The organism is Pseudomonas sp. D1-36 (assembly GCF_051132205.1).
Taxonomy (GTDB): domain Bacteria; phylum Pseudomonadota; class Gammaproteobacteria; order Pseudomonadales; family Pseudomonadaceae; genus Aquipseudomonas.
On the sequence record NZ_CP071674.1, the window covers coordinates 2,656,198 to 2,681,633 of the forward strand.

Annotated in this window: 23 protein-coding genes; 14 read left to right on the plus strand and 9 right to left on the minus strand. The window is 61.1% G+C overall.

All coding sequences use genetic code 11. From position 1 onward, the window contains the following. Window positions 1–43 precede the first annotated feature (43 nt). Together J3P76_RS11860 and J3P76_RS11865 are read left to right on the plus strand one after the other, a co-directional pair. Entirely contained in the window at window positions 44–472 is a 429-nt protein-coding gene (locus J3P76_RS11860) for a DUF2231 domain-containing protein (protein WP_434701980.1), read from the plus strand. Further along, window positions 469–1,761, plus strand: coding sequence for a PQQ-dependent sugar dehydrogenase (locus J3P76_RS11865; protein ID WP_434605946.1), 1,293 nt, complete (start codon window positions 469–471; stop codon window positions 1,759–1,761). Before J3P76_RS11860 ends, J3P76_RS11865 begins: the two co-directional genes overlap by 4 nt. 84 nt (window positions 1,762–1,845) lie before the next feature. Here J3P76_RS11865 and J3P76_RS11870 read toward each other — a convergent pair whose 3' ends face one another. Both J3P76_RS11870 and J3P76_RS11875 read right to left on the minus strand, forming a co-directional pair. Further along, window positions 1,846–3,186, minus strand: coding sequence for an OprD family porin (locus tag J3P76_RS11870; protein ID WP_434701981.1), 1,341 nt, complete (start codon window positions 3,184–3,186; stop codon window positions 1,846–1,848). A 32-nt stretch (window positions 3,187–3,218) separates the two neighbouring features. Then, entirely contained in the window at window positions 3,219–3,641 is a 423-nt protein-coding gene (locus tag J3P76_RS11875) for an AraC family transcriptional regulator (protein ID WP_434701982.1), read from the minus strand. Window positions 3,642–3,929: 288 nt separating this feature from the next. Between J3P76_RS11875 and J3P76_RS11880 the strand changes: the two genes are divergently transcribed. After that, window positions 3,930–4,709, plus strand: a complete 780-nt coding sequence (locus J3P76_RS11880; RefSeq protein ID WP_434605940.1) for an EAL domain-containing protein — start codon at window positions 3,930–3,932, stop codon at window positions 4,707–4,709. Window positions 4,710–4,783: 74 nt separating this feature from the next. Here J3P76_RS11880 and J3P76_RS11885 read toward each other — a convergent pair whose 3' ends face one another. Continuing rightward, window positions 4,784–6,484, minus strand: coding sequence for an amidase (locus J3P76_RS11885; RefSeq protein ID WP_434701983.1), 1,701 nt, complete (start codon window positions 6,482–6,484; stop codon window positions 4,784–4,786). A gap of 280 nt (window positions 6,485–6,764) precedes the next feature. Here J3P76_RS11885 and J3P76_RS11890 point away from each other — a divergent pair, with 280 nt between their 5' ends. The 6 genes from J3P76_RS11890 (at window position 6,765) to J3P76_RS11915 (ending at window position 12,974) form a co-directional block, all read left to right on the plus strand. Continuing rightward, window positions 6,765–7,496, plus strand: a complete 732-nt coding sequence (locus J3P76_RS11890) for a GntR family transcriptional regulator (RefSeq protein ID WP_420763790.1) — start codon at window positions 6,765–6,767, stop codon at window positions 7,494–7,496. Window positions 7,497–7,626: 130 nt separating this feature from the next. Beyond that, on the plus strand, window positions 7,627–8,916 hold the full coding sequence (locus J3P76_RS11895; RefSeq protein ID WP_434701984.1) for an MFS transporter: 1,290 nt from the start codon (window positions 7,627–7,629) through the stop codon (window positions 8,914–8,916). A gap of 30 nt (window positions 8,917–8,946) precedes the next feature. After that, window positions 8,947–9,777, plus strand: coding sequence for an amidohydrolase family protein (locus tag J3P76_RS11900; protein WP_434605934.1), 831 nt, complete (start codon window positions 8,947–8,949; stop codon window positions 9,775–9,777). Between the two features lie 190 nt (window positions 9,778–9,967). After that, window positions 9,968–12,151, plus strand: coding sequence for a PAS domain-containing sensor histidine kinase (locus tag J3P76_RS11905; protein WP_434605932.1), 2,184 nt, complete (start codon window positions 9,968–9,970; stop codon window positions 12,149–12,151). 53 nt (window positions 12,152–12,204) lie between these two features. Then, a complete protein-coding gene (locus J3P76_RS11910) occupies window positions 12,205–12,534 on the plus strand; it encodes a response regulator (protein WP_434605930.1) in 330 nt (109 codons plus the stop codon). Beyond that, a complete protein-coding gene (locus tag J3P76_RS11915) occupies window positions 12,531–12,974 on the plus strand; it encodes an HIT family protein (protein ID WP_434605928.1) in 444 nt (147 codons plus the stop codon). The genes J3P76_RS11910 and J3P76_RS11915 overlap by 4 nt, the downstream gene beginning before the upstream one ends. Before the next feature lie 3 nt (window positions 12,975–12,977). Here J3P76_RS11915 and J3P76_RS11920 read toward each other — a convergent pair whose 3' ends face one another. The 4 genes from J3P76_RS11920 to J3P76_RS11935 all read right to left on the minus strand — a co-directional run bounded on the left by J3P76_RS11920 (window position 12,978) and on the right by J3P76_RS11935 (window position 15,704). Beyond that, window positions 12,978–13,847: an AraC family transcriptional regulator gene (locus tag J3P76_RS11920; protein WP_434627415.1), complete on the minus strand. Its 870-nt coding sequence runs from the start codon at window positions 13,845–13,847 to the stop codon at window positions 12,978–12,980. Window positions 13,848–13,987: 140 nt separating this feature from the next. Next, the gene (locus tag J3P76_RS11925; RefSeq protein WP_434605924.1) at window positions 13,988–14,281 is read right to left on the minus strand and encodes a hypothetical protein; all 294 of its coding nucleotides are present in this window, start codon (window positions 14,279–14,281) and stop codon (window positions 13,988–13,990) included. A 28-nt stretch (window positions 14,282–14,309) separates the two neighbouring features. After that, window positions 14,310–15,338: an alpha/beta hydrolase gene (locus J3P76_RS11930; RefSeq protein WP_434605922.1), complete on the minus strand. Its 1,029-nt coding sequence runs from the start codon at window positions 15,336–15,338 to the stop codon at window positions 14,310–14,312. A gap of 24 nt (window positions 15,339–15,362) precedes the next feature. Beyond that, entirely contained in the window at window positions 15,363–15,704 is a 342-nt protein-coding gene (locus J3P76_RS11935; protein ID WP_434605920.1) for a cyclophilin-like fold protein, read from the minus strand. 230 nt (window positions 15,705–15,934) lie between these two features. Here J3P76_RS11935 and J3P76_RS11940 point away from each other — a divergent pair, with 230 nt between their 5' ends. Continuing rightward, window positions 15,935–16,825 carry a LysR family transcriptional regulator gene (locus tag J3P76_RS11940; RefSeq protein ID WP_434605918.1) on the plus strand — a complete coding sequence of 297 codons (891 nt, stop codon included), beginning with the start codon at window positions 15,935–15,937 and terminating at the stop codon, window positions 16,823–16,825. Window positions 16,826–17,073: 248 nt separating this feature from the next. Here the strand turns inward: J3P76_RS11940 and J3P76_RS11945 are convergent, their stop codons facing one another. Both J3P76_RS11945 and J3P76_RS11950 read right to left on the minus strand, forming a co-directional pair. Beyond that, window positions 17,074–17,604, minus strand: coding sequence for a hypothetical protein (locus J3P76_RS11945; RefSeq protein WP_434701985.1), 531 nt, complete (start codon window positions 17,602–17,604; stop codon window positions 17,074–17,076). Window positions 17,605–17,649: 45 nt separating this feature from the next. Beyond that, entirely contained in the window at window positions 17,650–18,903 is a 1,254-nt protein-coding gene (locus J3P76_RS11950; RefSeq protein WP_434605915.1) for a hypothetical protein, read from the minus strand. A gap of 304 nt (window positions 18,904–19,207) precedes the next feature. Between J3P76_RS11950 and J3P76_RS11955 the strand changes: the two genes are divergently transcribed. Genes J3P76_RS11955 through J3P76_RS11970 form a run of 4 tightly spaced genes read left to right on the plus strand, consistent with a single transcriptional unit; the run spans window position 19,208 to window position 24,334 of the window. Beyond that, complete coding sequence (locus J3P76_RS11955) at window positions 19,208–19,690, plus strand: formate dehydrogenase subunit gamma (RefSeq protein ID WP_420763805.1); 483 nt, start codon at window positions 19,208–19,210, stop codon at window positions 19,688–19,690. Further along, complete coding sequence (locus J3P76_RS11960; protein ID WP_434605912.1) at window positions 19,684–21,243, plus strand: formate dehydrogenase beta subunit; 1,560 nt, start codon at window positions 19,684–19,686, stop codon at window positions 21,241–21,243. The genes J3P76_RS11955 and J3P76_RS11960 overlap by 7 nt, the downstream gene beginning before the upstream one ends. After that, window positions 21,240–24,116 (plus strand): formate dehydrogenase subunit alpha, encoded by a 2,877-nt coding sequence (gene fdhF / locus J3P76_RS11965; RefSeq protein ID WP_434605911.1) that lies wholly within the window; start codon window positions 21,240–21,242, stop codon window positions 24,114–24,116. The genes J3P76_RS11960 and fdhF overlap by 4 nt, the downstream gene beginning before the upstream one ends. Then, window positions 24,113–24,334 carry a formate dehydrogenase subunit delta gene (locus J3P76_RS11970; RefSeq protein WP_434605909.1) on the plus strand — a complete coding sequence of 74 codons (222 nt, stop codon included), beginning with the start codon at window positions 24,113–24,115 and terminating at the stop codon, window positions 24,332–24,334. The genes fdhF and J3P76_RS11970 overlap by 4 nt, the downstream gene beginning before the upstream one ends. Window positions 24,335–25,436 lie beyond the last annotated feature (1,102 nt).

Here is a 25,436-nt window from a genome sequence, read left to right on the forward strand (position 1 = left end):
ATCCTTTTCCAAGGCGTATCACCGCGACCGAAAAGGAGTTGTCATGACCGTTACCGCCCATCCTATCTACCGAAGCACGCCGGGACCGCTCCATGCGGTCCTGCTTGCCGGCACGGTTCCACTGTTTCTCGGGGGCCTGCTCAGCGACATCGCTTACTACAAGACCTACCAGATCCAATGGAGCAATTTCGCCTCCTGGTTGATTGCCGGTGGGTTGCTGTTTTGTGGGCTGGCGTTGGTGTTCGCGCTGGTCAATCTGATTCGCGCGGACCACAAGGCCGGTCGTCCGGTAGGCTATTTCCTGTTGTTGCTCGTCACCTGGGTGCTGGGGCTGATCAACGCCTTCGAGCACGCCAAAGACGCCTGGGCCGCGATGCCCCAGGGCCTGGCATTGTCCGTCGTCGTGACCTTGCTGGCCTGCCTGGCGGCATGGGTCGGGCTGACCAACCTGCGTTCGGGAGGTGAGCAATGAACTCTCGCATCCCATTGACGGCCTTGAGCATGGCCCTGCTGTTGAGCGGTTGCGGAGGCGAAGGGGACGCTACGCAAGCGCGCGGTCCGGACCCGAAGTTGCCGGAGCCCCAGCGTAGCCTCCTGCCCAGCATGAAAATCGCCGAGCCGGTGGCTTGGGGTGACCAGAAGCCTACGGTGCCGCAAGGCTACGACATCACCGCCATCGCCACCGACCTGAAAATACCGCGCCAGACCCTCGTCTTGCCCAACGGCGATATCCTGGTGGCCGAAGGCAGAGGCGGAAATGCACCGAAGTTGAAGCCCAAGGATGTGATCGCCAGCGTCATCAAGGCGAAGGGCAACACGCAGGTCAAGGGCGGTAACCGCCTGACCCTGTTGCGCGACGCCGATGGCGATGGCACTTACGAGCTCAAGACTGTCTTCGCCGAAAACCTCAACGCGCCCTATGGGCTGGCGTTTGCCGACGGCAAGCTGTACGTGGCGAACCAGGATGCGCTGGTCCGCTTCGACTACCAGGAGGGCCAGACCAAGGCCAGCGGGGCGCCCGTCAAGGTCACTGATCTACCGTCGGCGATCAACCATCACTGGACCAAGGCGTTGGCCATCAGCCCCGACGGGCGCTCGCTGTATGTCGGTATCGGTTCCAACAGCAACGTCACCGAGCGTGGCATGGAAGTCGAGATCGACCGAGCGATGGTCTGGCAGATCGACGCCGAGACGGGCGCCCACAAGCCTTATGCGACCGGCCTGCGCAACCCGACGGCGTTGAAGGTCGAACCTGGTTCCGGGCAGTTGTGGGCGGTGGTCAACGAGCGGGACGAGTTAGGGCCGGACCTGGTGCCGGATTACCTGACTTCCGTGCGCGAAGGCGCGTTCTATGGGTGGCCCTATAGCTATTGGGGGCAGAACGTCGATCCACGGGCGCAGCCGCAGGATCCGCAAAAAGTCGCCGCTGCGGTCAAGCCCGACTACAGCCTGGGGTCCCACGTCGCCGCCCTGGGTGTCGATTTTTCCATTCCGGCCATGGGCGAACAGTTCGCCGAAGGGGCGTTCGTGGGTGAGCACGGCAGTTGGAACCGTGACCAGCCTGTGGGCTACAAGGTGATCTTCGTGCCGTTCAGCAACGGGCGGCCCGCCGGTGAGCCGGTGGATTTCGCGACTGGCTTTCGCGGGTCCGATGGCAAGACCCGGGGGCGGCCAGTGGGTGTGACGGTCGATCCTCGGGGTGCCTTGATCATCGCCGACGACCTCGCGAACACGGTCTGGCGTGTAACCCGCAAGCCATGATCCCCAAGCCCGGGGCGGATCGTCGTCCCGGGCACCTCCATGATTTACTAAGCGGAAACACTGTTCGACCGGTTTTTTGCGCCTTCAGAACGGGCCCAGTTTGAGTGGGTACTGGATGACGATGTACAGCCTGTCGATGTCATCGCCGGCCTGGGCGCTGTTGGCGCGATGGGTGACGTGGGACAGCTGCAACGACAAGTCCTTGGCCGGGCCTGACGGCACGAGATAGCGCAGGTCGATGTCGCGTTCCCAATGTCGGCCGCCGTCTCCCTGCTGCGGGACGTAGTTGCCGATGTTGCCGTCGTACGGGTTGTAGGCGCCGCCCCGGGGAGCATGGCTGCCATCTATCCCGCGCCCTGTCACGTAGCGGGCCATGAAGCTAAGGCCGGGAACGCCCATGGCGCCCATGTCAAGGTCGTAGCGTGCCTGCCAGGAGCGTTCGCCCGGGCCATTGAAGTCGGCATATTTGATCGAATTGGCCAAGTAGATGGAGTCGCCGCCGACGAAGTCGAAAGGCGTGTCGCCGCGGACTTTCTGATAGGCCAGGGTGAATGCCTGGGCCTCGCGTCGGTATTTACCCGCGAGGCTGAATGCCGTGTTGTCGATGGCCCCGGCACTGGCCTGGCCGTGGTCGCGGGTGTAATACAGGTTGCCGTCGAGGAACAGGTCGCCAGCGGTTGCGTGCAGATTGCCGTAGTACTGACGCCAGGTGTCGCTCAGTTCGGAGGCGTAGAGCGCGCCACCCACTCGCTGGCCGCTGAAAAGATCGGCACCGATGAAATCGATGCTGGCGTGTCGGGTGGTTGCCCCGTAGCCGGAAAAATCTCCCTTGGCGGTGGACGCATCCTGATTCTTGAACGCGCTGAAATGACCGGCCTGGAGATCGACCCCGTCGATCTCCCGACTGGTGAGGAGTGCGCCGCTGGCGTATTCCGGTTGCAGGCGTTTGTCCGCAGTGTCGAATACCGGCGTCGCCACGGTCATTTCGCCCAGTGCCAGGGTGGTTCGCGACAGGTTGAATTTCAGCGCGCCGCCGGCGCTGGAATATTGATCCTCGCTACGGCCGTCGCTGTCCAGCGGCAGCAATCCCGTTCCGGCGTGGCCCTTGCCGCCGTCCAGTTTCAAGCCCAGGAACCCGTGGGCGTCGATGCCTACGCCGAGGATGCCGGGGGTGAAGCCAGACTCGAACGTGGCGATGAATCCTTGCGCCCATTCCTTCTTGTAGCTTTGGCCCGCCGGGGTAGGGGACCGGTAGTCACTGTTGAGGTAAAAGTTGCGGCTCAGTACCTCCAGCGACGCCCCTTCCAAGAGGCCGGGCGCCGCCAGTGCTGGGGCGTTTGCTGTCAGCAGGGCGAGGAACCAGAGCGGCTTCAGCGTAAACGTCGCTTGCCCGGGGGCGATCAGGTTTTTCGTGACAGGCGACATGGATGATTTCCAGATAACAGAGGCTCGCGCGATCACCCAGGCTCTCCCGCGTGCAGTAACGTGCGCAGCATGCGGGATCGCCAGGCGAACGGGCTGATGCCTTCGCTATGGGTGAAGATGTGGCAGAAGTGCGCCTGGTCGCAAAAGCCGCATTCCTGGCTGATTTGCGTGAGGGTCAGGTCGGTGGTCTGCATCAGGCGCTTGGCGCGCATGATGCGCTGGCCCCTGATCCAGGCTTGAGGGGACTGACCGGTGCTGGCCTTGAACGCTCGGGAAAAGTGACTACGCGAAAGCGCGCACGCCTCGGCCAGCCGGGCTATTGCCAATGTTTCACCGAGGCCGTCGAAGATCATTTTCTTGACCAGGCTTTCACGCCAGGGCGAAAGGCCGCCGTGGTTGGATTTCTGCAACGGCGTAAGGGGCGTCCTGACGGCGCTGAGCGATGGATGAGTCATGACATGAATTCCGTGCCAGCGGGAAGCACGTCGATGTGCAGCGCTCTGGCGCGCGTCCCGCTTTAGAAGGTCTGCAGAGAGCCTCCATTTTTGGTGACGCCGCGCGCGGGTGCGAGTTAATCGTTGTTAATTACGTTCAGACAATCGAATGAACGCCTGATTTGACCCACCGGTCATACGATAACGGACCCGACAGCACTCCAGAAAGCCGCGCCCGTGCCGACTCAAGGGTATTGCCTATAGTTTCTGCTTCACAGGGACGCCCGCTGACGCGACGGAACACAGATCATGACCCAATCTTCTTCCCATCCCAACTTCAAGTCCCTTGGCTGCGCCGAGTGTCGTGACCACGAGGCGCTGGGGTTCGAATTCACCATGGCGTTCCAACCCATCTTCAATGTCCGCACGCGCCAGGCGTTTGCGTACGAGGCGTTGGTCCGAGGCCTGAAGGGTGAGTCGGCCGGCCATATCCTGGGGCTGGTGAACGACAGCAACCGCTACCGATTCGACCAGGCCTGTCGCGTGAAGGCCATCGAAGAAGCCGCTCGGCTGGGTATCCTGGAGATTCCCGGTTGCCTGCTCAGCATCAACTTCCTGCCCAACGCCGTTTACCGGGCCGAAACCTGCATTCGCGCAACCCTGGAGGCTGCGCGTCAGACCGGCTTTCCGCCAGACAGGCTGATGTTCGAAGTGACGGAAGGCGAGCGTGTCGACGACCCGGATCACTTGAAATCGATTTTCATGGAATACGAGCGCCAGGGCTTCACCACAGCCATCGATGATTTCGGGTCTGGCTACTCAGGGCTCAACCTGTTGGCGCTGTTCCAACCCCAGGTGCTGAAAATCGACATGGCGCTGACCCGAGGCATCGATCACGATCCGGTCAAGCGTGCCATCGTCGAGGGGATCATCCTGGTCGCCAACCGGCTGGGGATTACCATCATTGCCGAGGGCGTCGAGACGCGCGAAGAGAGCGCTACGCTGCTGGCGATGGGCATCGAGTTGATGCAAGGATTTCTTTATGCGCGGCCCGAAATCGGCCGGCTGGCGGTCGGAAGCTTTGATTAACCGATAGCTTAAAGCAATGGTGACGCAGGCCTCACCGGGGTGGGCCTGCTTTTACCAGGGCGGTGCTGTTGTGGTTACAACGGCGGAGTCCGCGGCGGGATCATCCGTTTCGATCCCAGCGACTCGAACGCCGAAGCCAGCTGCAACAGCTTTGAATCGTCATAGGCTCGGCCGGCGAACGTCAGGCCGACAGGCATGCCGATGTCTGCCATGACGCCCATCGGCACGGTGACGGTGGGCACGCCCAGGTGGCGGATGGCGAGGTTGCCGTTGGCGACCCAGACCCCATTGCTCCAGGCGATGTCGGCCGAGGCTGGATTGACGTCCGCGTCCGCTGGGCCGATGTCGGCCACCGTGGGGAAGATCACCGCATCGAGGCCCAGGCGCGCCATCCAATCTTCCAAGTCGATCCGGCGCGTCTCTTCGAGACCTCGCAAGCCATCAGGCAAGGTAGGAATCTGGTCCCACGGCGTGATTCCGCGCAGGGCCATCTTCACGTACTCGTCCATGCCGGCGGCAAGGTCATCCTCGCGGTTGGGCAGGGTGCCAGGGTCGTGGGGGAAAATCAGCGGTCCGTCGACGTCGGCCAGGCGATTGAGTTTCGGATCACCGTTGGCCCGCAGGAAATCATCGAATGCCCAGGCCGATAGATCCCACAATTCGTGGTGCAGGAACTCCTTGGACACCAGGCCGCGGGTGAACACGGTCGGCGCGCCAGGGCGATCACCCTCGCAGTTGGATACCAACGGGAAATCCACCTCGATCACCTCGGCGCCCTGGGCTTGCAGAGCCTTGCGCGCTTCTTCCCAAAGAGCGATCACCGACGGGCGCGTGATGATGCGCTGGCCGGTCGGGCCACCGATCCCTGGCTTTTCGGCCGTGCCCGCCTCGGGGTCGGCGTTGATGTACATGCGCGGGACCCCAAAGCGCACGCCGGCCAGCACCTGCGGTTTGGCGGCAAGGCTTTGGTAGGACGCGGGACGAACGGAATCGACGGAGGGAATCGGCACCCAGGGTTGCAGGCGCCACAGGTCTCCGCGGGTGTCGGGGTCATTGGCCACCACCACGTCAAGCACTTCGAGCAGGTCGGCCATGGTCCTGGCGAAGGGCACGACAACGTCCATGGTCGGCGTCAACGGCCAATTGCCGCGCACCGAGATCACTCCCCGCGAAGGCGTGTAGGCGCACAGCCCGTTGTTGGACGCGGGGCCGCGTCCGCTGGACCAGGTTTCTTCGGCGAGGCCAAAGGCGGCGAAGCTGGCGGCGGTGGCGGTGCCCGCACCGTTGGACGAGCCGGAGGCAAAGGGCGCGGTGAGGTAGTCACCGTTGTACGGGCTTTCGGCGCGGCCATATACGCCGCGTTGCATGCCGCCGTTCGCCATCGGCGGCATGTTGGTCTTGCCCAGGCAAATGGCCCCGGCGGCGCGCAGCCGCTCGACGGTGAAGGCGTCGCGATAGGCAACCAGGTCCGTGAAGGCCGGGCTGCCAGAGGCAGCGGTCAGGCCCTTCACCAGGTAACTGTCCTTGGCCGTGTAAGGAATGCCGTCGAGCGGGCCCAGTGTCTGGCCCTTGGCCCGACGGGTATCCGACGCCTTCGCCTCTTGCAGCGCGTCGGGGTTGCGAACCACCACGGCGTTGAGGGCCGTGGGCGTTTCGGGGCCGTCGTAGGCGTCGATTCGGGCAAGGTAGGCCTGGACCAATTCGACCGCCGTGGTCTGGCCGGATTCGAGCGCAGCCCGGAGTTGGGCGATGGAGACTTCGGTGATTTCAATCATGCGATGACCGCTGCGGCTGGCGAATGACGTGATGCGAGGCTTGGTTCGAACGAAGTTCTGGAGGCTTCACGTCTTTCAAAATGGGTTCTGATATCGGTTGCAGACTTTACTACGAGAGCGCCAGCCATTCACGAGGAATGTCCCGTGGCGTGGCAGCCGTTGTCACTGACCGTCCGAGGGGACGTGCGGTAATCGGGCGTTCTTGACAACAGACTCGTGGGCGCGAATACTTCCGCCTAAATTCATATAGATGACTAGATAACAAGGTAGATAACGTCTGATGAACCCACTCCCCAGCGATGCCCGCTTGCCGCTCTATCAACGTTTGCGCGACCAATTGGCCGAGCAGATTGCCAACAATCGCTGGCGTCCGGGGGAGGCGATTCCCACCGAGGCGGCGCTTTCAGCCGAATACCAACTGTCCACCGGGACGGTGCGCAAGGCGATCGATGCGTTGGTCAGCGAAGGCGTCCTGGAGCGTCAGCAGGGCCGAGGCACCTTCATTCGTCGCCCCCAGTTCCAGTCGTCGTTGTTTCGTTTCTTCCGTTTTCAGTCCGCGTCCGGGGAGCGCCGGGTTCCAGAGAGCCGCATCTTGTCGGTAGAGCCGGTGGCGGCGCCGTCAGCCGTGGCCCAGGCGTTGGGGCTGCCAGTGGAGGCGGCGGTGATTCGTATCGTGCGGGTGCGTCTGCTGGACGTCGAGCCCGTGCTCGCCGAAGAGATCTGGCTGCCTCGCAGCCGATTCCAGCCGTTGCTGGAAATCGACCTGAACCACAAAGGCCCGTTGCTTTATCCCATCTATGAAGAGACCTGCGGGCAGGTTGTCGCTTATGCGCAGGAAACCCTCACCGCCGAGTCAGTCAACGACGTGCATGCCCGCTTGTTGCAAGTGCCGGTCAATAGCCCGGTGGTGGTAATCGAGCGCCTGGCCCGTGATTACGCGGGCAACCCGCTGGAGTGGCGACGTTCGCGCGGGCATGCCGAGCATTTCCGCTACAGCGTAGAGATTCGTTGACCTCACCGGGTTAGCGGATCGTCCGGCAGCAAATACCGCTGCCCTTGCCGTTTTTGTTTTTCCTGACTGGCCTTGCAGCGGCACGGTTCGCGCTCGGCTGCCTTTCGTTCCACCTACAAGGATAAAAATCATGTTCAGTTGGTATCGGCAAATCACCTCCCGGGAGCGTAAGACGTTCTGGGCCTGTTTCGGCGGATGGTCCCTCGACGCGCTGGAAGTTCAGATGTTCGGCCTGGCGATCCCGGCGCTGATCGCCGCGTTCGCCTTGTCCAAAGGTGATGCGGGGCTGATCAGCGGGGTCACGCTGGTGACCTCGGCCCTGGGTGGCTGGGTGGGCGGGACGCTGTCGGATCGCTACGGGCGGGTGCGCACGCTGCAGTGGATGATCCTGTGGTTTTCGTTCTTCACCTTCCTGTCGGCGTTCGTCACTGGCTTCCATCAATTGTTGATCGTCAAGGCCCTGCAAGGCTTCGGGATCGGTGGCGAATGGGCCGCCGGCGCGGTGCTGATGGCCGAGACGATCAATCCGAAATACCGCGGCAAGGTCATGGGCACGGTGCAGAGTGCCTGGGCGGTGGGCTGGGGGTTGGCGGTGGGCGTCTTTACGCTGATCTATTCCCTGGTGCCGCAGGACATGGCCTGGCGGGTGATGTTCATCGTCGGCTTGCTGCCGTCGTTCCTGATCATCTGGGTGCGTCGCAACGTCGAGGAGCCGGACAGCTTCCAGCGCCTGCAAAAGGAACAGGCCATTCCCCAGAGTTTTTTCAAGTCCCTGGGCGGTATCTTTCGCCCTGAGTTGATTCGCGTGACATTGTTCGGTGGCTTGCTGGGGCTGGGGGCACACGGGGGTTACCACGCGGTGATGACGTGGTTGCCGACGTTCCTCAAGACCGAACGCAACCTGTCGGTGCTCAACTCCGGCGGCTACCTGGCGGTGATCATCCTCGCCTTCTGGTGTGGCTGTGTGGTCAGCGGGCTGCTGATCGATCGCATCGGCCGACGCAAGAACATCCTGCTGTTTGCGCTGTGCTGCGTCGTGACGGTGCAGTGCTACGTGTTCCTGCCGCTGACCAATACCCAGATGTTGTTCCTGGGTTTCCCCCTCGGCTTTTTCGCGGCCGGCATTCCGGCCAGTCTCGGGGCGTTTTTCAACGAGTTGTACCCGGCGGATGTGCGCGGCGCCGGTGTCGGCTTTTGCTACAACTTCGGCCGGGTCCTCTCGGCGCTGTTTCCGTTCCTGGTTGGTCATATGAGCGACTCCATGTCCCTGGGGTCGGCCATCGGTATCGACGCCGGCATTGCCTACGGCGTAGCGGTGCTTGCGGCGCTTTGCCTGCCGGAAACCCGAGGCCGCAGCCTTGAGGCCACGGCGCCGCCTGCACCGGACGGAGCGCCTGGCACCGAGAGCGCCCGGGCCTGATCACTGCTTATTTTTGAAAGATGAAGACCAATGGTTGATACCTGCACTACGCCGATCACCGGCATCGACAGCCATGCCCATGTGTTCAGCCGTGAACTGGAGCTGGCTGCGGTGCGGCGCTACACACCGGATTATGACGCCACGCTTGCGCAATACCTGGATCACCTGCGTTCCCACGGCCTGAGCCATGGGGTATTGGTCCAGCCGAGCTTTCTCGGCACCGATAACCGTTACCTGCTGGCCGCCCTCCGGCAGGCACCGGGGCAACTGCGCGGCGTTGTGGTGGTGGAACCCGAGATCAGCCGGACCGTGCTGAATGAAATGGCACGGCTGGGGGTGGTCGGCGTTCGCTTGAACCTGATGGGCAAGGCCGTGCCTGATTTTTGCGAGACAAGGTGGAAAGGCTTCCTGGCGCATCTTGCCGAGTTGGACTGGCACGTGGAACTGCATGCGCCGATCGACCAACTGGCCGGGTTGATCAGCCAACTGATCCCTTTTGGCATCCGCCTGGTGGTCGACCATTTCGGTCGTCCGGATGCCCGTCTGGGCCTCGACCAACCGGGTTTCGCCGAGCTGCTTGAGTTGGGGCTCGGCGGGCAAGTCTGGATGAAGGTCTCGGGCATCTACCGATTGGCGGGGACGGATCGAGAAAATCTCGACTTCGCCCGCTCCGCGTTGGCGATGCTGGAGCAGAGCCTGGGCCCTCATCGGATGGTGTGGGGCAGCGATTGGCCACATACACAACATGAAGGCGTCGTGGGCTTCGACACCGTTGTCCGGCAGTTGCGGGCTTTGCAATGCCCGGCGCCGCTCTTGCGCGCGCTCATGGTGGAAACCCCCCGCAGATTATTCAAGTTTTAAGACGCGCCCGCCGGTATGGCGAACTTTCCTGAACTCGTAGGCTGAATAAACATCTAGTATCTATTGCAGCTGCATGAAAAAATCCGCGCCGGCATATTTATAAGGAGTTATCCGGGCCGGGATCACGACTCAGGTTGAAGCCTGAGTCGTTGTGTAGCAGGCATTCAGCCAGGCGGATTGAGGATCAACCATGTCGAATATAGAAGCGTTTCCCACGGGGACGCGCACGCCGAGCGAGTATGAAAGCCTTGTGGCAACGGGCGCCAGCGCACTTGATGCGATTCCTGGCGCGGTGTACCTGTGCGATCACAACGGCTGGCTGGTGCGGCACAACAGCGAGGCGGCCGCCATGTGGGGGCGGACGCCGATTCTGGGGGAGGGCGGTGATCGTTTCTGCGGTTCCTACCGTTTGTTCCTGCCCGACGGCACTCCGCTTGCCTTCGAAGACTGCCCGATGGCCACAGCCCTCGTCACGGGTGAGGCAACGCGCAACCAGGAAGTGTTCATCGAGCGTCCGGATGGGTCGCGATTCATTGCCCTGGTGAATATCAGGCCGTTGAAAGACTCCCAAGGCATCATCCAAGGGGCGATCAACTGCTTCCAGGACATTTCGGCGCAGCATGCCTTGGCCGAAGAGTTGCGACGCAAGAATGAGGACCTTGAAGATTTCTTCGAGAACAGCGCCGTGGGCCTCCACATCGTCAGTGGTGAAGGCATCATCCTGCGCGCCAACAAGGCCGAACTGGCCTTGCTGGGTTATTCGCCGGAGGAATACATCGGCCGTAGCATCACCGATTTCCATGCCGACGAGCCGGTCATCAGCGACATCCTGAACAAGCTCGGCAGCGGTCAATGCCTGCAGGATTACCCGGCGCGCCTGAAGGCCAAGGACGGCTCGATCAAGCATGTCACCATCACGTCCAACGGCCGGTTCGAAGAGGGAAAACTGTTCAATACGCGGTGCTTTACGGTGGACATGACCAGTGTCCACGTGGCCGAGACGGCGCGCCAGGAGAGCGACGACAGACTCCTGGCGACTTACCAAGCGGCGACGATCGGCATTGCCGAGTCCGGCGCGGATGGCCGGCTGCTGCGCGTCAATGACGCCCTCTGCAACATGCTGGGCCGCACGCGCGAAGAGCTATTGGAAATGACATTCCTGGACTACACGCACAGGGACAGTACCGACGAGGATGCAGCCCTTTATGCACGCCAGGTGGCGGGTGAACTGGACAATTACGTGCTGCGCAAGCGCGCCTTCAAGCCCGATGGCGAGACCGTCTACCTGGACATCCACAGCTCGTCCGTGCGCGACGCCAACGGCGCGTTTCGGTATGGGGTCCGGATACTGCAGGACGTCACGCTGGCGCGTCGCATGGAAAATCAGATCCGCGACAGCGAGCGGCATATGCGCAATCTGCTCGAGGCCCTGCCGGCGGCTGTCTACACCACCGATGCTCAAGGCCGTATCACCTTTTTCAATCGGGCAGCAGTGGAGTTGTCGGGACAAACACCACAGTTGGGCGACCTTTGGTGCGTGACCTGGAAATTGTTCACCACCGACGGGACCTTCCTGCCCCACGACCAGTGCCCGATGGCAGTCGCCCTGAAGGAAAACCGGCCGATACGCGGGGTCGAAGCCGTCGCGGAGCGGCCCGACGGCACACGGGTGCCGTTCGCCCCGTACCCTACGCCGCTGCACGATGCCGAGGGCAACCTGGTGGGCGCCATCAACATGCTGGTGGATATCTCCGAGCGAAAACAAGCGGAAGACCGGCAAAAAACCCTGATCGACGAGCTCAACCATCGGGTCAAGAACACCTTGGCCACGGTGCAATCCCTGGCGGCCCAGACGGCACGCAACGCAGAAAGCGCCAAGGACGGTTACAACCGGTTCGAAGCGCGGCTGCTCGCGTTGTCCCGCGCCCATGACCTGCTGACGAGGCGGCATTGGGGCCATACGGCCCTGGGGTCCCTGGCCCAGGAGGTGCTCATGCCCATTTTCGGCACTGATTCTGACCGTATCACGATCGAGGGTGATCCCATTGACGTCGATACCCGGGTCGCGCTCGGCCTCACGATGACGCTCAACGAATTGGCGATCAACGCCCTCAAATACGGTTCGATGTCCGTCGAGACGGGCCGCCTTTCAGTGAGCTGGAATGTCCAGCCGCAATCAAACGGCGTGTTGCTGACCGTGGACTGGCGCGAGCAAGACGGACCGCCAGTGTCGCAACCGGAACGCGAGGGTTTGGGTTCGCGATTGATGAAGCGCTGCATCGAACGCGACCTGGGTGGAATATTTGTGCTGACCTTCGCGCCTGAAGGCGTGCTCTGCCGGTTCTCCTTCATGGTTCCCGAGCACCACGCATGACGATATTTGCCGGGATCAAGGTGTTGCTCGTCGAGGATGAAGGCACAGTCGCCATGCTGATCGAGGAAATGCTCGAAGAGCAGGGGTGCGAGGTGGTGGCCTCCATCCCGCGGCTTGCCATGGCCCGGGAGGCGGCGGGCACGGTTGAGGTCGATCTGGCGATCCTGGACGTCAACCTGGCCGGAGAACGGGTTTTTCCGGTGGCTGAAATCCTTCGTGATCGTAAAATTCCTTTTTTATTCAGCACCGGATACGGCGCCAGCGGCCTGCCCGCCGAGTTTGCCCAGTGCCCGGTGTTGCACAAGCCGTTTTCGGAAAACGAGTTGCAATTGAAGATAGCGTTGACGCTGGAAAACCAAAGCATGTCCAAGGAGCGACCATGAGTCTGCACGGCCAATACGATTCCCAGAACATTTTCGCGATGATCCTTCGGGGTGAAGCACCTGCCTACAAGATCTACGAAGATGACGATGTGCTGGCCTTCCTCGACATCTTTCCCCAGTCCCGGGGCCATGTGCTAGTCATTCCAAAGGGGGCCCAGGCGCGCAACATCCTCGACGTCGACCCGGCAATCCTTGGCAAGATGATGGCAGCGGTACAACGCCTGACCCGCATCATCGTCGACGAGTTGCAACCCGACGGCGTGCAAATCGCCCAATTCAACGGCGCGCCGGCGGGGCAGACGGTCTTTCACATCCATGTGCACATCGTTCCGCGCTGGGAAGGACAGGCGCCTGGCCTACATGGGCAAGGGAAAGCCGATCCGCAGGAGCTTGAGGCGTTGCAGGCGCGGTTGGTGGAGCGGATTCGCTCGGGGGCTTGATCCTCACCGCAGCGGAACGTACACATCGGTTTGCCATTGATCTCGTGGTGTCTCGGGATAGGCGCTCAGGTAGTGGAAAAACAGCGGCTGGTCACGAAGTTCCTCGCCGCTTGCGGGTAGCCATTCACGGTAGATCGGATAGATCGTTTCGCCGATATGATCAGGCGATCCGGCGTGGCGGACCACTGCGTAGCGACCGCCGGGGATGACCATCGGCTGAACACCGAACGCGTTCGGCGCCACTTCCTCATCAATCTCGCCGCAGATCGCGAAGCGGAAGTCGTGTGGCGGTGTGGTGTCGGGGTTGCCGTAGGGAATGCCAAACGTACGGCTTGATGCCACGGGCGACTGCCCGCTACGCATACGCCATTCGATGAACCGGTCCACGCTTTCGCTGACGAGCCCGGCCGGGCCGCGATGTTCAAGCGCCGCAATCCTGACTTCAGGGAACTCGATGATTCGAACTTGCATAAAGATACTCCGTGAGAAATGGGGGATGGCAAACACCGTACTCCAGACCTGCCAGTTGGGTTTCTTCCGGAACGCGCTTGGCGCCATGCCGAACGCTCGGCCAAACGCTCGACAGAACGCCTCGGGGCTTTTAAAGCCCGCATCCAATGCGGCATCCAGTACCGAGTACCCAGCAAAGGCAACCAATTGATGTGCCGCGCGTCGTAGCCGCATCAGCTGCACATAACGTGAAACGGGCACGCCCATGAACGCCGTGAATTGTCGATGGAAGTGAAACACCGAGAAGTTCGCCACATCACTCAACGTTTTCACCGAGAGATCCCCTTCCAGATTGGCGTCGATGTAGGCGAGGACGGCGTCGAAGCGTCTTTTATAGGTGGAGGTCTTTGGCAAGTCGGGCACGGATCAGGGCTCTTGGAAACGGGTCGGGCCTAGAGTCGACTATACGCCGCGAGCCCGCCTAGCCGCTTTTGCTAAAAGAACTGGCGGGGACTACGAACGCGGACGGCTGAAATTACCCCGCCCGCCATTATCACCGCGTGTTACGCGGGTCCGATATGCACGCGGTACCGGATATGTCGATCGAATCGGTCTTCCGGATTTTCATAGGCTTCCAGCTTTTCCAGGAAGCCTATGGGCTCAAGACCGGCCAAGTCCTCTAGCGTCCAGTCAAACGGGAAGTCGCCGGAGAACGTCTTGCCTTGATGTTCAACCCAGTGATCGACGGGAAAGGGCATGTAGCCGAGCCACTCTGATTGATAGGTGATTTCATCAGAATGGCTCGTGGTCACAACGGCTCGGATCAGCTTCTTGATAATTGCTAGGCGTTCGTCCATGGGTTTTTCGAACCTGGTTGCCGATATATCACTTCAGGCTGTTCTGAAAGAAACTCATCAACTTGTCAAACGGAATCAGATCGACCCGATCATAAAGATCCACATGCCCGGCCCCAGGGATGATCACCAGTTCCTTGGGCTGGCCGGCAAGTTTATAGGCCTCTTCGCTGAACTCCCTGGAGTGGGCATCGGCGCCGGCAATGAAGAGCATCGGGTGAGGTGAAATGGTCTCGATGTCATTGAGCGGGTAGAAGTTCATGAACTTGATGTTGCTGGTGAGCGTGGGGTGCGTAGTCAAGTCCCTGGACGAGCCGGATGGCGTGAACTCGCCGCGTGGGGTGCGGTAGAAGTCGAAGAATTCGCGTTGGATAGGGTGGGTGTTTTCATCCAGCTTGTGCACCGTACCGCTGGTGTACAGCGTTTCACCGCCGGCGAACTCGACGTTACGCTGCTGCGTTGCCTGAGCGATGATGGCTCGGCGTTGATCGAGCGTCTGGGAATGCTTCAACCCGTTGCGATTGACGCCGCCCATGTCATACATGCTCACGGTGGCGATGGCCTTCATGCGCGGGTCGATCTTGGCGGCACTGATCACGAAGCTGCCGCTGCCGCAGATACCGAGGGCGCCAATCCGTTCCTTGTCGACGAAAGGTTGGGCACTGAGATAGTCCACCGCCGCGCTGAAGTCCTCGGCGTAGATATCCGGCGAGACCGCGTTGCGTGGCCGTCCCTCGCTTTCGCCCCAGAACGACAGGTCGAGAGAGAGGGTCACGAAGCCTTTTTCAGCCATCTTCGTCGCATATAGATTCGCGCTCTGTTCCTTCACCGCGCCCATTGGATGGCCCACGACAATCGCCGGATTGCTTGTGTTGCCGTTGAGTTTTTTCGGGATGAACAGGTTGCCTGCCACATTCATCTGATATTGGTTCTTGAAACTGACCTTTTTCACGGTCACTTCGTCGCTGGTGTAGAAATTGTCTGCGCCGTTGGATATATCGGCTCCTATCGCTGAAAGAGACGTGACGAAAAGCGTTAATAGAACGAGGATCTTTTTCATGGGTGGACCTGTCGATGCGGGTTATCAATCGTGGGAGAACGTCACTCGCACGGTGCCTGGGCCCAATGCCTGAGCGAGTCCCGAGGTGTCGGTCACTTGACCGAGGCGCGTGTAGGCGTAGGTCGAGTCGAAATCCTTGTAGAACACGACCAGGGTGTCCTTGCCGTACAGCATCAGGTCGCCGTTGCGGATGGTTCCCGGCCTGCTCGCCGTGGCGGGCAGCGTTTGGGGGAGGGTGGCGTATTTCTCGTTGCGATTGAGATCGCTCATCTCCAGTGCCAGTGGCGATAGCGCGACAAACCTCTGGGCAGCGGCGTTGTCAGCCACGGTAATGGCGAAACGCTGTTCACCCACGGTCATCCACATTGCCGTTTTCTCCGTGAGGGAAGATGCCAACGCAGCACCGTTGAGCGTTGCGTGGTTGCCAAGTACGAGCATGACCAGCGGCAACACAAGCCGGCCCGACCTTATCGCCGTTGTGCAGGGGTTCTTTTTCATAGGGGCCATGGTGACCTGCGCACAGTAAAGCGACTAGCTAATGAATGCTTAACAAGGCTATAAGCAAAGCTAATCAAACTGCTTGAAGTGCTTTCGCCATGGTCAAAAGAAATCTCAACGATCTGCTGTCTTTCGTCACCGTGGCGAGGGAGGGCAGTTTCACCCGGGCTGCCGGCGCATTGGGCGTCACCCAATCGGCGCTGAGCCAGGCGATCAGTGGTCTGGAGGCACGCCTGCAGATCCGCCTGCTCACGCGCACCACCCGCAGCGTGTCGCCGACCATCGCGGGGGAGCGCCTGCTGCAGGCCATCGGCAATCGTTTCGATGAGATCGAAGCTGAGCTGGCTATGCTCACGGAAATGCGCGACAAGCCCGCAGGCATTGTTCGCATCACCTGCGGCGACCACGTCTTGCGCACCACTTTGCTGCCGAAACTGACTGGGTTGCTGCATGACTATCCGGACATCAACGTTGAATTTGACGTCAGTTACGGCTTCCGTGACATCGTCGCGGACCGTTTCGATGCCGGGGTACGCTTGGGCGACACCATCGACAAGGACATGGTGGCAGTGCCGATAGGTCCTGAATTGCGAATGGCTGCCGTGGCTTCACCTGGTTACTTCGACACCCGCGCCATTCCCAAGAGCCCCCGCGACCTGCTCGGCCATCGCTGTATCAACCAGCGCATGCCGACTTCTGGCGGGCTTTATGTCTGGGATTTCGAGCGGCGCGGCAAGCAGGTCAACGTCCGAGTAGACGGCCAGCTCATCTTCAATACCTCGACCCACATCGTTGACGCCGCGTTGGCCGGACTGGGCATTGCGTACCTGCCGGAAGAGGAATTCGAACCGCACCTGGAGGCGGGCCGGCTGGTGCGCGTACTGGAGGATTGGTGCCCACCATTTCCAGGCTACTATCTGTACTATCCCAGCCGACGGCAGCCTTCGCCTGCCTTCACCCTGGTTGCCAATGCATTGCGCAACGTCTGAGAGTAAAACGCTACGCCAGTCAGCCGGAACCTATGCATCGTCTCAAGCGGGCTAGATCGATAGGTCATTTCGGCGCGAGTGTTTTGGTCAGGATGTGTTGCTCTTGTGGCGAGACGGGAGTCCTTTTTTCGTGGAGATCTGTGGGCTGATAAGAACTGCTGTTGCACTGAAACCGGGCGCTCCAATACCTCTAAAGAAACGTTACGGCTTGGAGAAAGCCGTAACGTTAGTGACTCATATACTAGTTCTTATGAGAATCTCGATATCCACCAAGTGATATAGGCTTCGAGGTGATTGTTTGACCATGATATGTATTTCAACCCTTGGTGGTTGGTCAGGTGTTTTATAGTCAGCGCCTCGGATTTACTTGCTGGATACCTTTCAAATACCGTATCTGAAGCTTTTGGGAAGTAGGAAATGGCAAATAATCGTCCATTTATAAAGCTGAATTGCGCAGATCCAGTATCGTTGTCTATTTTATAGTTGGATACTTCAAATATTTTTAAAGAAAATTTTTTTCGTAGAAGGCCGCTGTTCTTTTCTGAGCTTTCTAGGATTACTGGCTTGTAGCCTTCCGCCTCAAGAAAACTCAATGTCTGATCAACAAAGCCGCAGCTATTTATGTTGTTTGTTAGCAGAGGTGGAGTGCCCTCGCAGGCAAGTTCAATGTTTACGGGTTCTTTGTATCTGAGTTGAAAGGCAGCAAAAAATACAACCGCTAGAGCAACCAATACTGCTGTTCTTTTCGATATTTTAAGAATGATGTTAATAGTATGCACCTTCAGAGCTTGCCTCTGTCCTTAAAATTCCATTATTAAGAAATGTCATGCAGCTTTGGGGGCAGTTTTCTGGGGGGTTGTTGCCCTTGGCTGCGCATATACCTGCTTGGTTGTTAAAATCATCCATGGCTCTTTCGCTGGGATTTTGTCCAAAATTGGATATTTCATTTGCCCAGCCTGTAAATGCTCGCCAAGGAGTTCGCCATTTAATCCGTAGATAAACGTTGTCGTGCCTTGAGAGGTGATTTTCTGGCTGCGTTGGCCGAGAGCGTTGTAGCGGAACCGAGCCTTGATAACCCCCTTGATTTTCACTTTGCTCAGGCGATTCTGCTCGTCGTAGGAAAACTGACGATTAGCGCGGTCTGCGGTCAGGTTGCCTGCCGCGTCGAAGTCTACCGAGTGGGTGCCTGCCTGCGTCAACCGATTGTTGCTCGCCCCATACCGATAAGACGTGCCAGCGGTGATACGTAACTCGCCGTCAATCAAAGTGCTGAGCGCTTTTCGGGTGCGGTTCCCCGCCGGATCATAAACGTAAGTCATCCGGTTGAAAGCAGTAGATTCCCCTATCAGGCGATCCAGTGAGTCATAGCTGTAGCCATGGTTGTCGACTGAGTCGCGTTGCAATTGAGTCATGTTTCCCTGGCCGTCGTAAGTATAGGTCTTGCTCTGGCCGGCAACGGTTTGAGCGGTCAGCCGGTAGTCCAGATCGTAGGTACGTTGAAGCGTAGCCCCGTTGGCCCAGGTCAGGTTTTTAAGCGGACCGAAAGGTTGATACGTGATGTGACTGGCAAATGCGGTTGGCTGCCCTGTGCCGCGCCGGATCTGCACTTGGCTGATTTGTCCTGCGGTGTTGTGCGAGTAGACGATGCCAAAATCCGCCGGATAGTCGATGCTGCTCAATCGATTGGCGACATCGTATCCATAGCCGATTTTTTCTGGCTGAGTGGCTGTGTTTGCGGGCGCTGTTTGCCGCTGGGCTGTAACGTTGCCTTGGGCGTCGTAGGTGTAATTCAGCACCCCGTTGACATCCTCCACGGCTGTCAGTCGGCCGATGCCTTTGTTACCGGCGGCAATCGAATCGTAGTGGAACTGAACGTCCAATGCCGGGTTCGTCGAATAGCGGCGGGCGGTCAGGCGATTGAGCGCATCGTCGCTAAAAGTCGTGACCACACCACGCGCGTCCACCTGTTGCGTCACGTTGCCTGCGGCATCGTGCTGGTAGTGAGTGGCGCCGCTGTCAGGGCTGTTCACCCGCGTCAGGTTTCCCAGGCCGTCGCTGACAGTCAGGAAAACGGCCAATAGCCACCGATCGCTGTGCGTCGCCTACAATCATTTGTGCATTTGACCTCCTGTGGACGCAGGACAACTTTTCACCCCTGGTCGCTTTCAGAACACGTTTAGTCGTCCATGTGCAATCGCCACCCCCCGGGAGTGGCAAGCTGTGAAAGATGCCCCGGACCCAGTGCGCCAAAGACACTTGGCCGGCGAGCAAGAATGGCGATCGGATTTGCCACGTAACCGTGACGTGGGCCGCACGCCGCAGCCAAGACTCCGAACGGCCACCGCCACGCGGCGCTGTCGTTCGAGATGCCGAGGTACGTTTATGCCTGATGAGACGCTTCACCTGCCTCTGATTCACGACGTGCTGGCGCGCAAGAAGGACACCCCCGGTGCCTTGTTGCCCATCCTCCATGCCATCCAGGAAGGGTGCGGGTACGTTCCCGACACCGCCGTCCCTGAAATCGCCCATGCCCTCAACCTCAGCCAGGCTGAAGTGCGCGGGGTGATCAGCTTCTACCATGACTTTCGCACAACGCCACCGGCGCGCCACACCCTGCGCCTGTGCCGGGCGGAGTCGTGCCAGAGCATGGGGGCCGAGGGGCTGGCTGCGCAGTTGCGCGAACAGCTTTCGCTGGATGACCACGGCACCAGCGCCGATGGAGCGATCAGCCTGCGACCCGTCTATTGCCTGGGCGCCTGCGTCTGTTCGCCGGCCCTGGAGCTGGACGGGGAACTGCATGCGCGGCTGACCCCGGAGCGCCTGCGCCAATTGGTGAATGGCTGCCTGGAGGATGGCCCATGCTGACCCTCTGCGTTCCCCGTGATTCAGTGGCCCGCGCCGTCGGTGCGGACAAGGTGGCCGATGCGCTGGTCCGCGAGGCCGAGCGGCGTCAATTGCCCTTGCAGGTGTTGCGCACCAGTTCCCGTGGGCTTTATTGGCTGGAACCGTTGGTGGAGCTGGACACACCTGAAGGACGCTTGGGTTTTGGCCCAGTCACGGCCCAGGACGTACCGGGCCTGCTCGACGCGCTGGCGGGTGATCCTGGTAGCCATCCATCGGCATTGGGATTGGTTGAGCACATTCCCTACCTCAAGAGCCAGCAACGCCTGTTATTTGCCCGTGCCGGCATCACTCAACCTTTGTCCCTCGATGACTACCGCGCCCAGGGCGGGTTCCTTGGCCTGGCCCGGGCGATCCAGACGGACGGCGCCGAGGTGGTGGCGCAAGTGCTCGACTCTGGCCTGCGAGGCCGGGGTGGGGCGGCTTTCCCGGCGGGCATCAAGTGGCGCACCGTGCGCGACGCTCCGGGGCCGCAGAAGTACGTGGTATGCAATGCCGACGAAGGCGACTCCGGCACCTTTGCCGACCGCATGCTGATGGAAGGCGACCCGTTCCTGCTGATCGAAGGCATGATCATCGCCGGCATCGCCGTCGGCGCGACTATGGGTTACATCTACGTGCGCTCGGAATACCCCGACGCCGTCAGCACCTTGAACGAAGCACTGCGCATCGCCCGCGAGGCCGGTTACCTGGGGACCGATGTGGGCGGCAGCGGTCGCGCCTTCGAGCTTGAAGTCCGGGTTGGCGCCGGCGCCTATATCTGTGGTGAGGAAACGGCGCTGCTCGAATCCCTCGAAGGCAAGCGCGGCACGGTGCGCGCCAAGCCGCCGCTGCCGGCGTTGCAGGGCCTGTTTGGCTTGCCGACGCTGGTGCACAACGTGGTGACGCTGGCCTCGGTACCGGTGATCCTGGAGAAGGGCGCGCAGTTCTATCGCGATTTCGGCATGGGTCGTTCCCTGGGAACCATGCCGTTTCAATTGGCCGGCAACGTTCGCCGTGGCGGCCTGGTTGAGAGAGCGTTCGGCCTGAGCCTGCGCGAATTGGTGGAAGAATATGGCGGCGGCACCGCTAGCGGTCGTCCGCTGAAGGCCGCGCAAGTCGGCGGGCCGTTGGGCGCCTGGGTGCCGCCAGCGCAGTTCGACACGCCATTGGACTACGAGGCGTTCGCCGCCATGGGCGCAATGCTCGGCCACGGTGGCGTGGTGGTCGCCGATGACAGCCTGGACATGGCCAGGATGGCCCGGTTTGCCTTGCAATTCTGCGCCGAGGAATCCTGCGGCAAGTGCACGCCGTGCCGCATCGGCTCGACCCGTGGCGTCGAGGTGGTGGATCGCCTGCTCGCCAGCACCGATGCCCATGCCCGTCAGGACCAGGCGCTGTTGCTGCAAGACCTGTGCGACACGCTGCAATACGGCTCGCTTTGTGCCCTCGGTGGGATGACGTCCTACCCCGTCGCCAGCGCCCTCAAGCATTTCCCCGCCGACTTCGGTCTGGCGACCTCGGAGGCCGACCAATGATCACCATTTTCGATCCAGCCAGCGACATCGACCTGGGCACCCCGGCCCGCGAAAGCGACGTGCAGGTCAGCCTGACCATCGACGGGCGCGAAATCAGGGTTCCGTCCGGCACCTCGGTGATGCGCGCGGCGGCCCTGGTCGGCACCACCATCCCCAAACTGTGCGCCACCGACAGCATGGAAGCCTTCGGCTCCTGCCGCATGTGCCTGGTGGAAATCGATGGCATGCGCGGCTATCCGGCCTCGTGCACGACGCCGGTGACCGACGGCATGGTGGTCCGCACGCAGACGTCCAAGCTCGCCACGCTGCGCCGCAATGTGATGGAACTGTACATTTCCGATCACCCGCTGGACTGCCTGACATGCCCGGCCAACGGCAACTGCGAACTGCAGACCGTGGCGGGGCAGGTGGGTTTGCGTGAGGTGCGCTACGGCTACGAAGGGGCCAATCACCTGGCCGAAGCCAAGGATGTGTCCAACCCGTATTTCGATTACGACCCGAGCAAGTGCATCGTCTGCAGTCGCTGCGTGCGCGCCTGCGAGGAAATCCAGGGCACCTTCGCCCTGACCATCAGCGGGCGCGGCTTCGACTCCCGAGTAGAAGCGGCTGGCGGCGAGAACTTCCTCGATTCCGAATGCGTGTCTTGTGGCGCCTGCGTACAAGCCTGCCCGACGGCCACACTGATCGACAAAAGCGTCGTGGAGATCGGCCAGCCGGAACGCAGCGTTGTCACCACCTGCGCCTATTGCGGCGTGGGTTGTTCGTTCCGCGCCGAGATGAAAGGCGAACAACTGGTGCGCATGGTCCCGGACAAGAACGGCCAGGCCAACCACGGCCACTCCTGCGTCAAGGGCCGCTTCGCCTGGGGCTACGCCACGCACCCGGACCGCATCACCAAGCCGATGATCCGCAAGCACATCAGCGACCCGTGGCAGGAAGTCAGCTGGGATGAGGCGGTCACCTACGCCGCCAGCGAACTGCGGCGCATCCAGCTCAAGTACGGGCGCGATTCCATCGGCGGCATCACCTCCAGCCGTTGCACTAACGAAGAAACCTACCTGGTGCAGAAACTGGTGCGCACCGCGTTCGGCAACAACAACGTCGACACCTGCGCCCGGGTCTGCCATTCGCCGACCGGCTATGGCCTCAAGCAAACCTTGGGCGAGTCCGCCGGCACGCAGAATTTCGACTCGGTGATGAAGGCCGACGTCATCCTGGTGATGGGCGCCAACCCTACCGATGCACACCCGGTGTTCGGCTCCCAGCTCAAGCGTCGCTTGCGCCAGGGCGCACGTCTGATTGTCATCGACCCACGGCGCATCGACCTGGTGGATTCACCCCACGCCCGCGCCGAGCTGCATTTGCAACTGCGTCCAGGCACCAATGTGGCGATGCTCAACGCGTTGGCCCATGTGATCGCCACCGAGGGCTTGATTGACCAACCCTTTGTCGAGGCCCGTTGCGAGGCGACGGATTTCGCTCGCTGGCGCGATTTCGTCAGCCTGCCGGAAAATGCCCCCGAAGTCCTCGGCCCTGTCTGCGGCGTGCCTGCCGAGCAGATCCGCGCCGCCGCAAGGGTCTACGCCACGGGCGGCAACGCGGCCATCTACTATGGCCTCGGCGTCACCGAACACAGCCAGGGCAGCACGTCGGTGATGGGCATTGCCAACCTGGCCATGGCCACCGGCAATATCGGTCGCGAAGGCGTCGGGGTGAACCCGTTGCGTGGGCAGAACAACGTCCAGGGCTCTTGCGACATGGGCTCCTTTCCCCACGAACTGCCCGGCTACCGGCACATCTCCAACGAAACGGTGCGCGCCCAGTTCGAACAGGCTTGGAACGTGACCCTGCAACCCGATCCGGGCCTGCGCATCCCGAACATGTTCGAGGCGGCGCTGGACGGCACCTTCAAGGCGCTTTACTGCCAAGGCGAGGACATCGCCCAGAGCGACCCCAATACCCAGCACGTCACCGCTGCCCTGACCGCCCTTGAATGCGTGATCGTCCAGGACATCTTCCTCAACGAAACGGCCAAGTTCGCCCACGTGTTCCTGCCGGGCAGCTCGTTTCTGGAAAAGGATGGCACCTTCACCAATGCCGAGCGCCGCATCTCCCGCGTGCGCAAAGTGATGGAGCCGTTGGCCGGCAAGGCCGATTGGGAAGCCACCGTCGCCCTGGCCGATGCCCTGGGCTACAAAATGGACTACCGCCATCCCTCGGAAATCATGGATGAAATCGCCCGTTTGACGCCGACCTTCAGCCGCGTCAGCTACGCCGAACTGGAGCGTCATGGCAGCCTGCAATGGCCGTGCAACGACGCCGCGCCGGACGGCACGCCGACCATGCACATGGAGGCATTCGTGCGGGGCAAAGGGCGTTTCATGCTCACCGGCTACGTGCCCACCGACGAGAAGGTCAACGGCCGTTATCCGCTATTGCTGACCACCGGGCGCATCCTCAGCCAGTACAACGTCGGCGCCCAGACCCGGCGCACCGACAACGTCGCCTGGCACGAGGAAGATCGCCTGGAAATCCACCCGACCGACGCCGAGAACCGCGGTATCGCCGAAGACGATTGGGTCGGCATCAGCAGCCGCGCCGGGCAGACCGTGCTGCGGGCCAAGGTCACCGAGCGGGTGGCGCCGGGCGTGGTCTACACCACGTTCCACTTCCCCGAATCCGGCGCCAACGTGATCACCACCGACAACTCCGACTGGGCCACCAACTGCCCGGAATACAAAGTCACGGCGGTGGAAATCGTGCGGGTCAGCCAGCCTTCGGAATGGCAGAAGCGGTATCAGGCCTTCAGCGACGAGCAACGCCGCTTGCTCAAGGAACGCCGTCAAGGGGAAAAGGCCGAGGTGCGTCGATGAGCGCTCAGAACCTGATCAAAATGGCCAACGAGATCGCCCGGTATTTCGCCACCGAGCCTGACCACGCCCTGGCGGTGAACGGCGTTCGGCAACACATCAAGAACTTCTGGACACCAGGCATGCGCCGGGACCTGGGGGCTTGGCAGGAGAAATATCCGGATGCGGTGCTGCATCCGTTGGTGTTGGCGTCGCTGAAAGAGCCGGAGGAGGCGGCCTGACGCACAACCCCGACGGGAGCAAGCAATCCCCGTGGCGAGGGAGCTTGCTCCCGCTCGGTGGAGCAGCCGCGGCAAAACCGGGCGATGCGGTGTGCCTGGAGAAACGGAGTCGCTGATTTGGGGCCGCTTCGCAGCCCAGCGGGAGCAAGCTCCCTCGCCACGGGTGCAACGCTGCTTGGTCACAGGCCCGACGCGAAACCTGTGGGAGCGAGCTTGCTCGCGATGACATTCGATCAATCAATATTTTCACAGGCTGACACGGCGCCATCGCGAGCAAGCTCGCTCCCACAGTGCTGTTTGCTTCGAGATCGCGTCGTTCGATAACGCCGAATACGTCCATCGCCCTCAGCCCTTACAACCGACCTGTAGAACGCCCCAATCCCCGTGGCGAGGGAGCTTGCTCCCGCTCGGTGGCGCAGCCGCCGCAAAACCGGGCGCTGCGGTGTACCTGAAGAAATGCAGTCACTGATTTGGGGCCGCTTCGCAGCCCAGCGGGAGCAAGCTCCCTCGCCACGGGTGCAACGCTGCTTGGTCACAGGCCCGACGCGAAACCTGTGGGAGCGAGCTTGCTCGCGATGACATTCGATCAATCAATATTTTCACTGGCTGACACGGCGCCATCGCGAGCAAGCTCGCTCCCACAGTGCTGTTTGCTTCGAGATCGCGTCGTTCGATAACGCCGAATACGTCCATCGCCCTCAGCCCTTACAACCGACCTGTAGAACGCCCCAATCCCCGTGGCGAGGGAGCTTGCTCCCGCTCGGTGGCGCAGCCGCCGCAAAACCGGGCGATGCGGTGTGCCTGGAGAAACGGAGTCGCTGGTTTGGGGCCGCTTCGCAGCCCAGCGGGAGCAAGCTCCCTCGCCACGGGTGCAACGCTGCTTGGTCACGCCCGACGCGAAACCTGTGGGAGCGAGCTTGCTCGCGATGACATTCGATCAATCAATATTTTCACTGGCTGACACGGCGCCATCGCGAGCAAGCTCGCTCCCACAGTGCTGTTTGCTTCGAGATCGCGTCGTTCGATAACGCCGAATACGTCCATCGCCCTCAGCCCTTACAACCGACCTGTAGAACGCCTCAATCCCCGTGGCGAGGGAGCT

Excerpts from the sequence above, each read along its gene's own strand:
- J3P76_RS11935 (WP_434605920.1), bottom strand. The coding sequence starts at position 15,704 with ATGTGGATGACCGTGGGTGAACAGCGTTTCGCCATTACCGTGGCTGAC.
- J3P76_RS11895 (WP_434701984.1), top strand. The coding sequence starts at position 7,627 with ATGTTCAGTTGGTATCGGCAAATCACCTCCCGGGAGCGTAAGACGTTC.
- J3P76_RS11900 (WP_434605934.1), top strand. The coding sequence starts at position 8,947 with ATGGTTGATACCTGCACTACGCCGATCACCGGCATCGACAGCCATGCC.
- J3P76_RS11915 (WP_434605928.1), top strand. The coding sequence starts at position 12,531 with ATGAGTCTGCACGGCCAATACGATTCCCAGAACATTTTCGCGATGATC.
- J3P76_RS11925 (WP_434605924.1), bottom strand. The coding sequence starts at position 14,281 with ATGGACGAACGCCTAGCAATTATCAAGAAGCTGATCCGAGCCGTTGTG.
- J3P76_RS11960 (WP_434605912.1), top strand. The coding sequence starts at position 19,684 with ATGCTGACCCTCTGCGTTCCCCGTGATTCAGTGGCCCGCGCCGTCGGT.
- J3P76_RS11880 (WP_434605940.1), top strand. The coding sequence starts at position 3,930 with ATGACCCAATCTTCTTCCCATCCCAACTTCAAGTCCCTTGGCTGCGCC.
- J3P76_RS11955 (WP_420763805.1), top strand. The coding sequence starts at position 19,208 with ATGCCTGATGAGACGCTTCACCTGCCTCTGATTCACGACGTGCTGGCG.
- J3P76_RS11970 (WP_434605909.1), top strand. The coding sequence starts at position 24,113 with ATGAGCGCTCAGAACCTGATCAAAATGGCCAACGAGATCGCCCGGTAT.
- J3P76_RS11870 (WP_434701981.1), bottom strand. The coding sequence starts at position 3,186 with ATGTCGCCTGTCACGAAAAACCTGATCGCCCCCGGGCAAGCGACGTTT.
- J3P76_RS11910 (WP_434605930.1), top strand. The coding sequence starts at position 12,205 with ATGCTGATCGAGGAAATGCTCGAAGAGCAGGGGTGCGAGGTGGTGGCC.
- fdhF (WP_434605911.1), top strand. The coding sequence starts at position 21,240 with ATGATCACCATTTTCGATCCAGCCAGCGACATCGACCTGGGCACCCCG.
- J3P76_RS11885 (WP_434701983.1), bottom strand. The coding sequence starts at position 6,484 with ATGATTGAAATCACCGAAGTCTCCATCGCCCAACTCCGGGCTGCGCTC.
- J3P76_RS11940 (WP_434605918.1), top strand. The coding sequence starts at position 15,935 with ATGGTCAAAAGAAATCTCAACGATCTGCTGTCTTTCGTCACCGTGGCG.
- J3P76_RS11890 (WP_420763790.1), top strand. The coding sequence starts at position 6,765 with ATGAACCCACTCCCCAGCGATGCCCGCTTGCCGCTCTATCAACGTTTG.
- J3P76_RS11875 (WP_434701982.1), bottom strand. The coding sequence starts at position 3,641 with ATGACTCATCCATCGCTCAGCGCCGTCAGGACGCCCCTTACGCCGTTG.
- J3P76_RS11860 (WP_434701980.1), top strand. The coding sequence starts at position 44 with ATGACCGTTACCGCCCATCCTATCTACCGAAGCACGCCGGGACCGCTC.
- J3P76_RS11905 (WP_434605932.1), top strand. The coding sequence starts at position 9,968 with ATGTCGAATATAGAAGCGTTTCCCACGGGGACGCGCACGCCGAGCGAG.
- J3P76_RS11865 (WP_434605946.1), top strand. The coding sequence starts at position 469 with ATGAACTCTCGCATCCCATTGACGGCCTTGAGCATGGCCCTGCTGTTG.
- J3P76_RS11930 (WP_434605922.1), bottom strand. The coding sequence starts at position 15,338 with ATGAAAAAGATCCTCGTTCTATTAACGCTTTTCGTCACGTCTCTTTCA.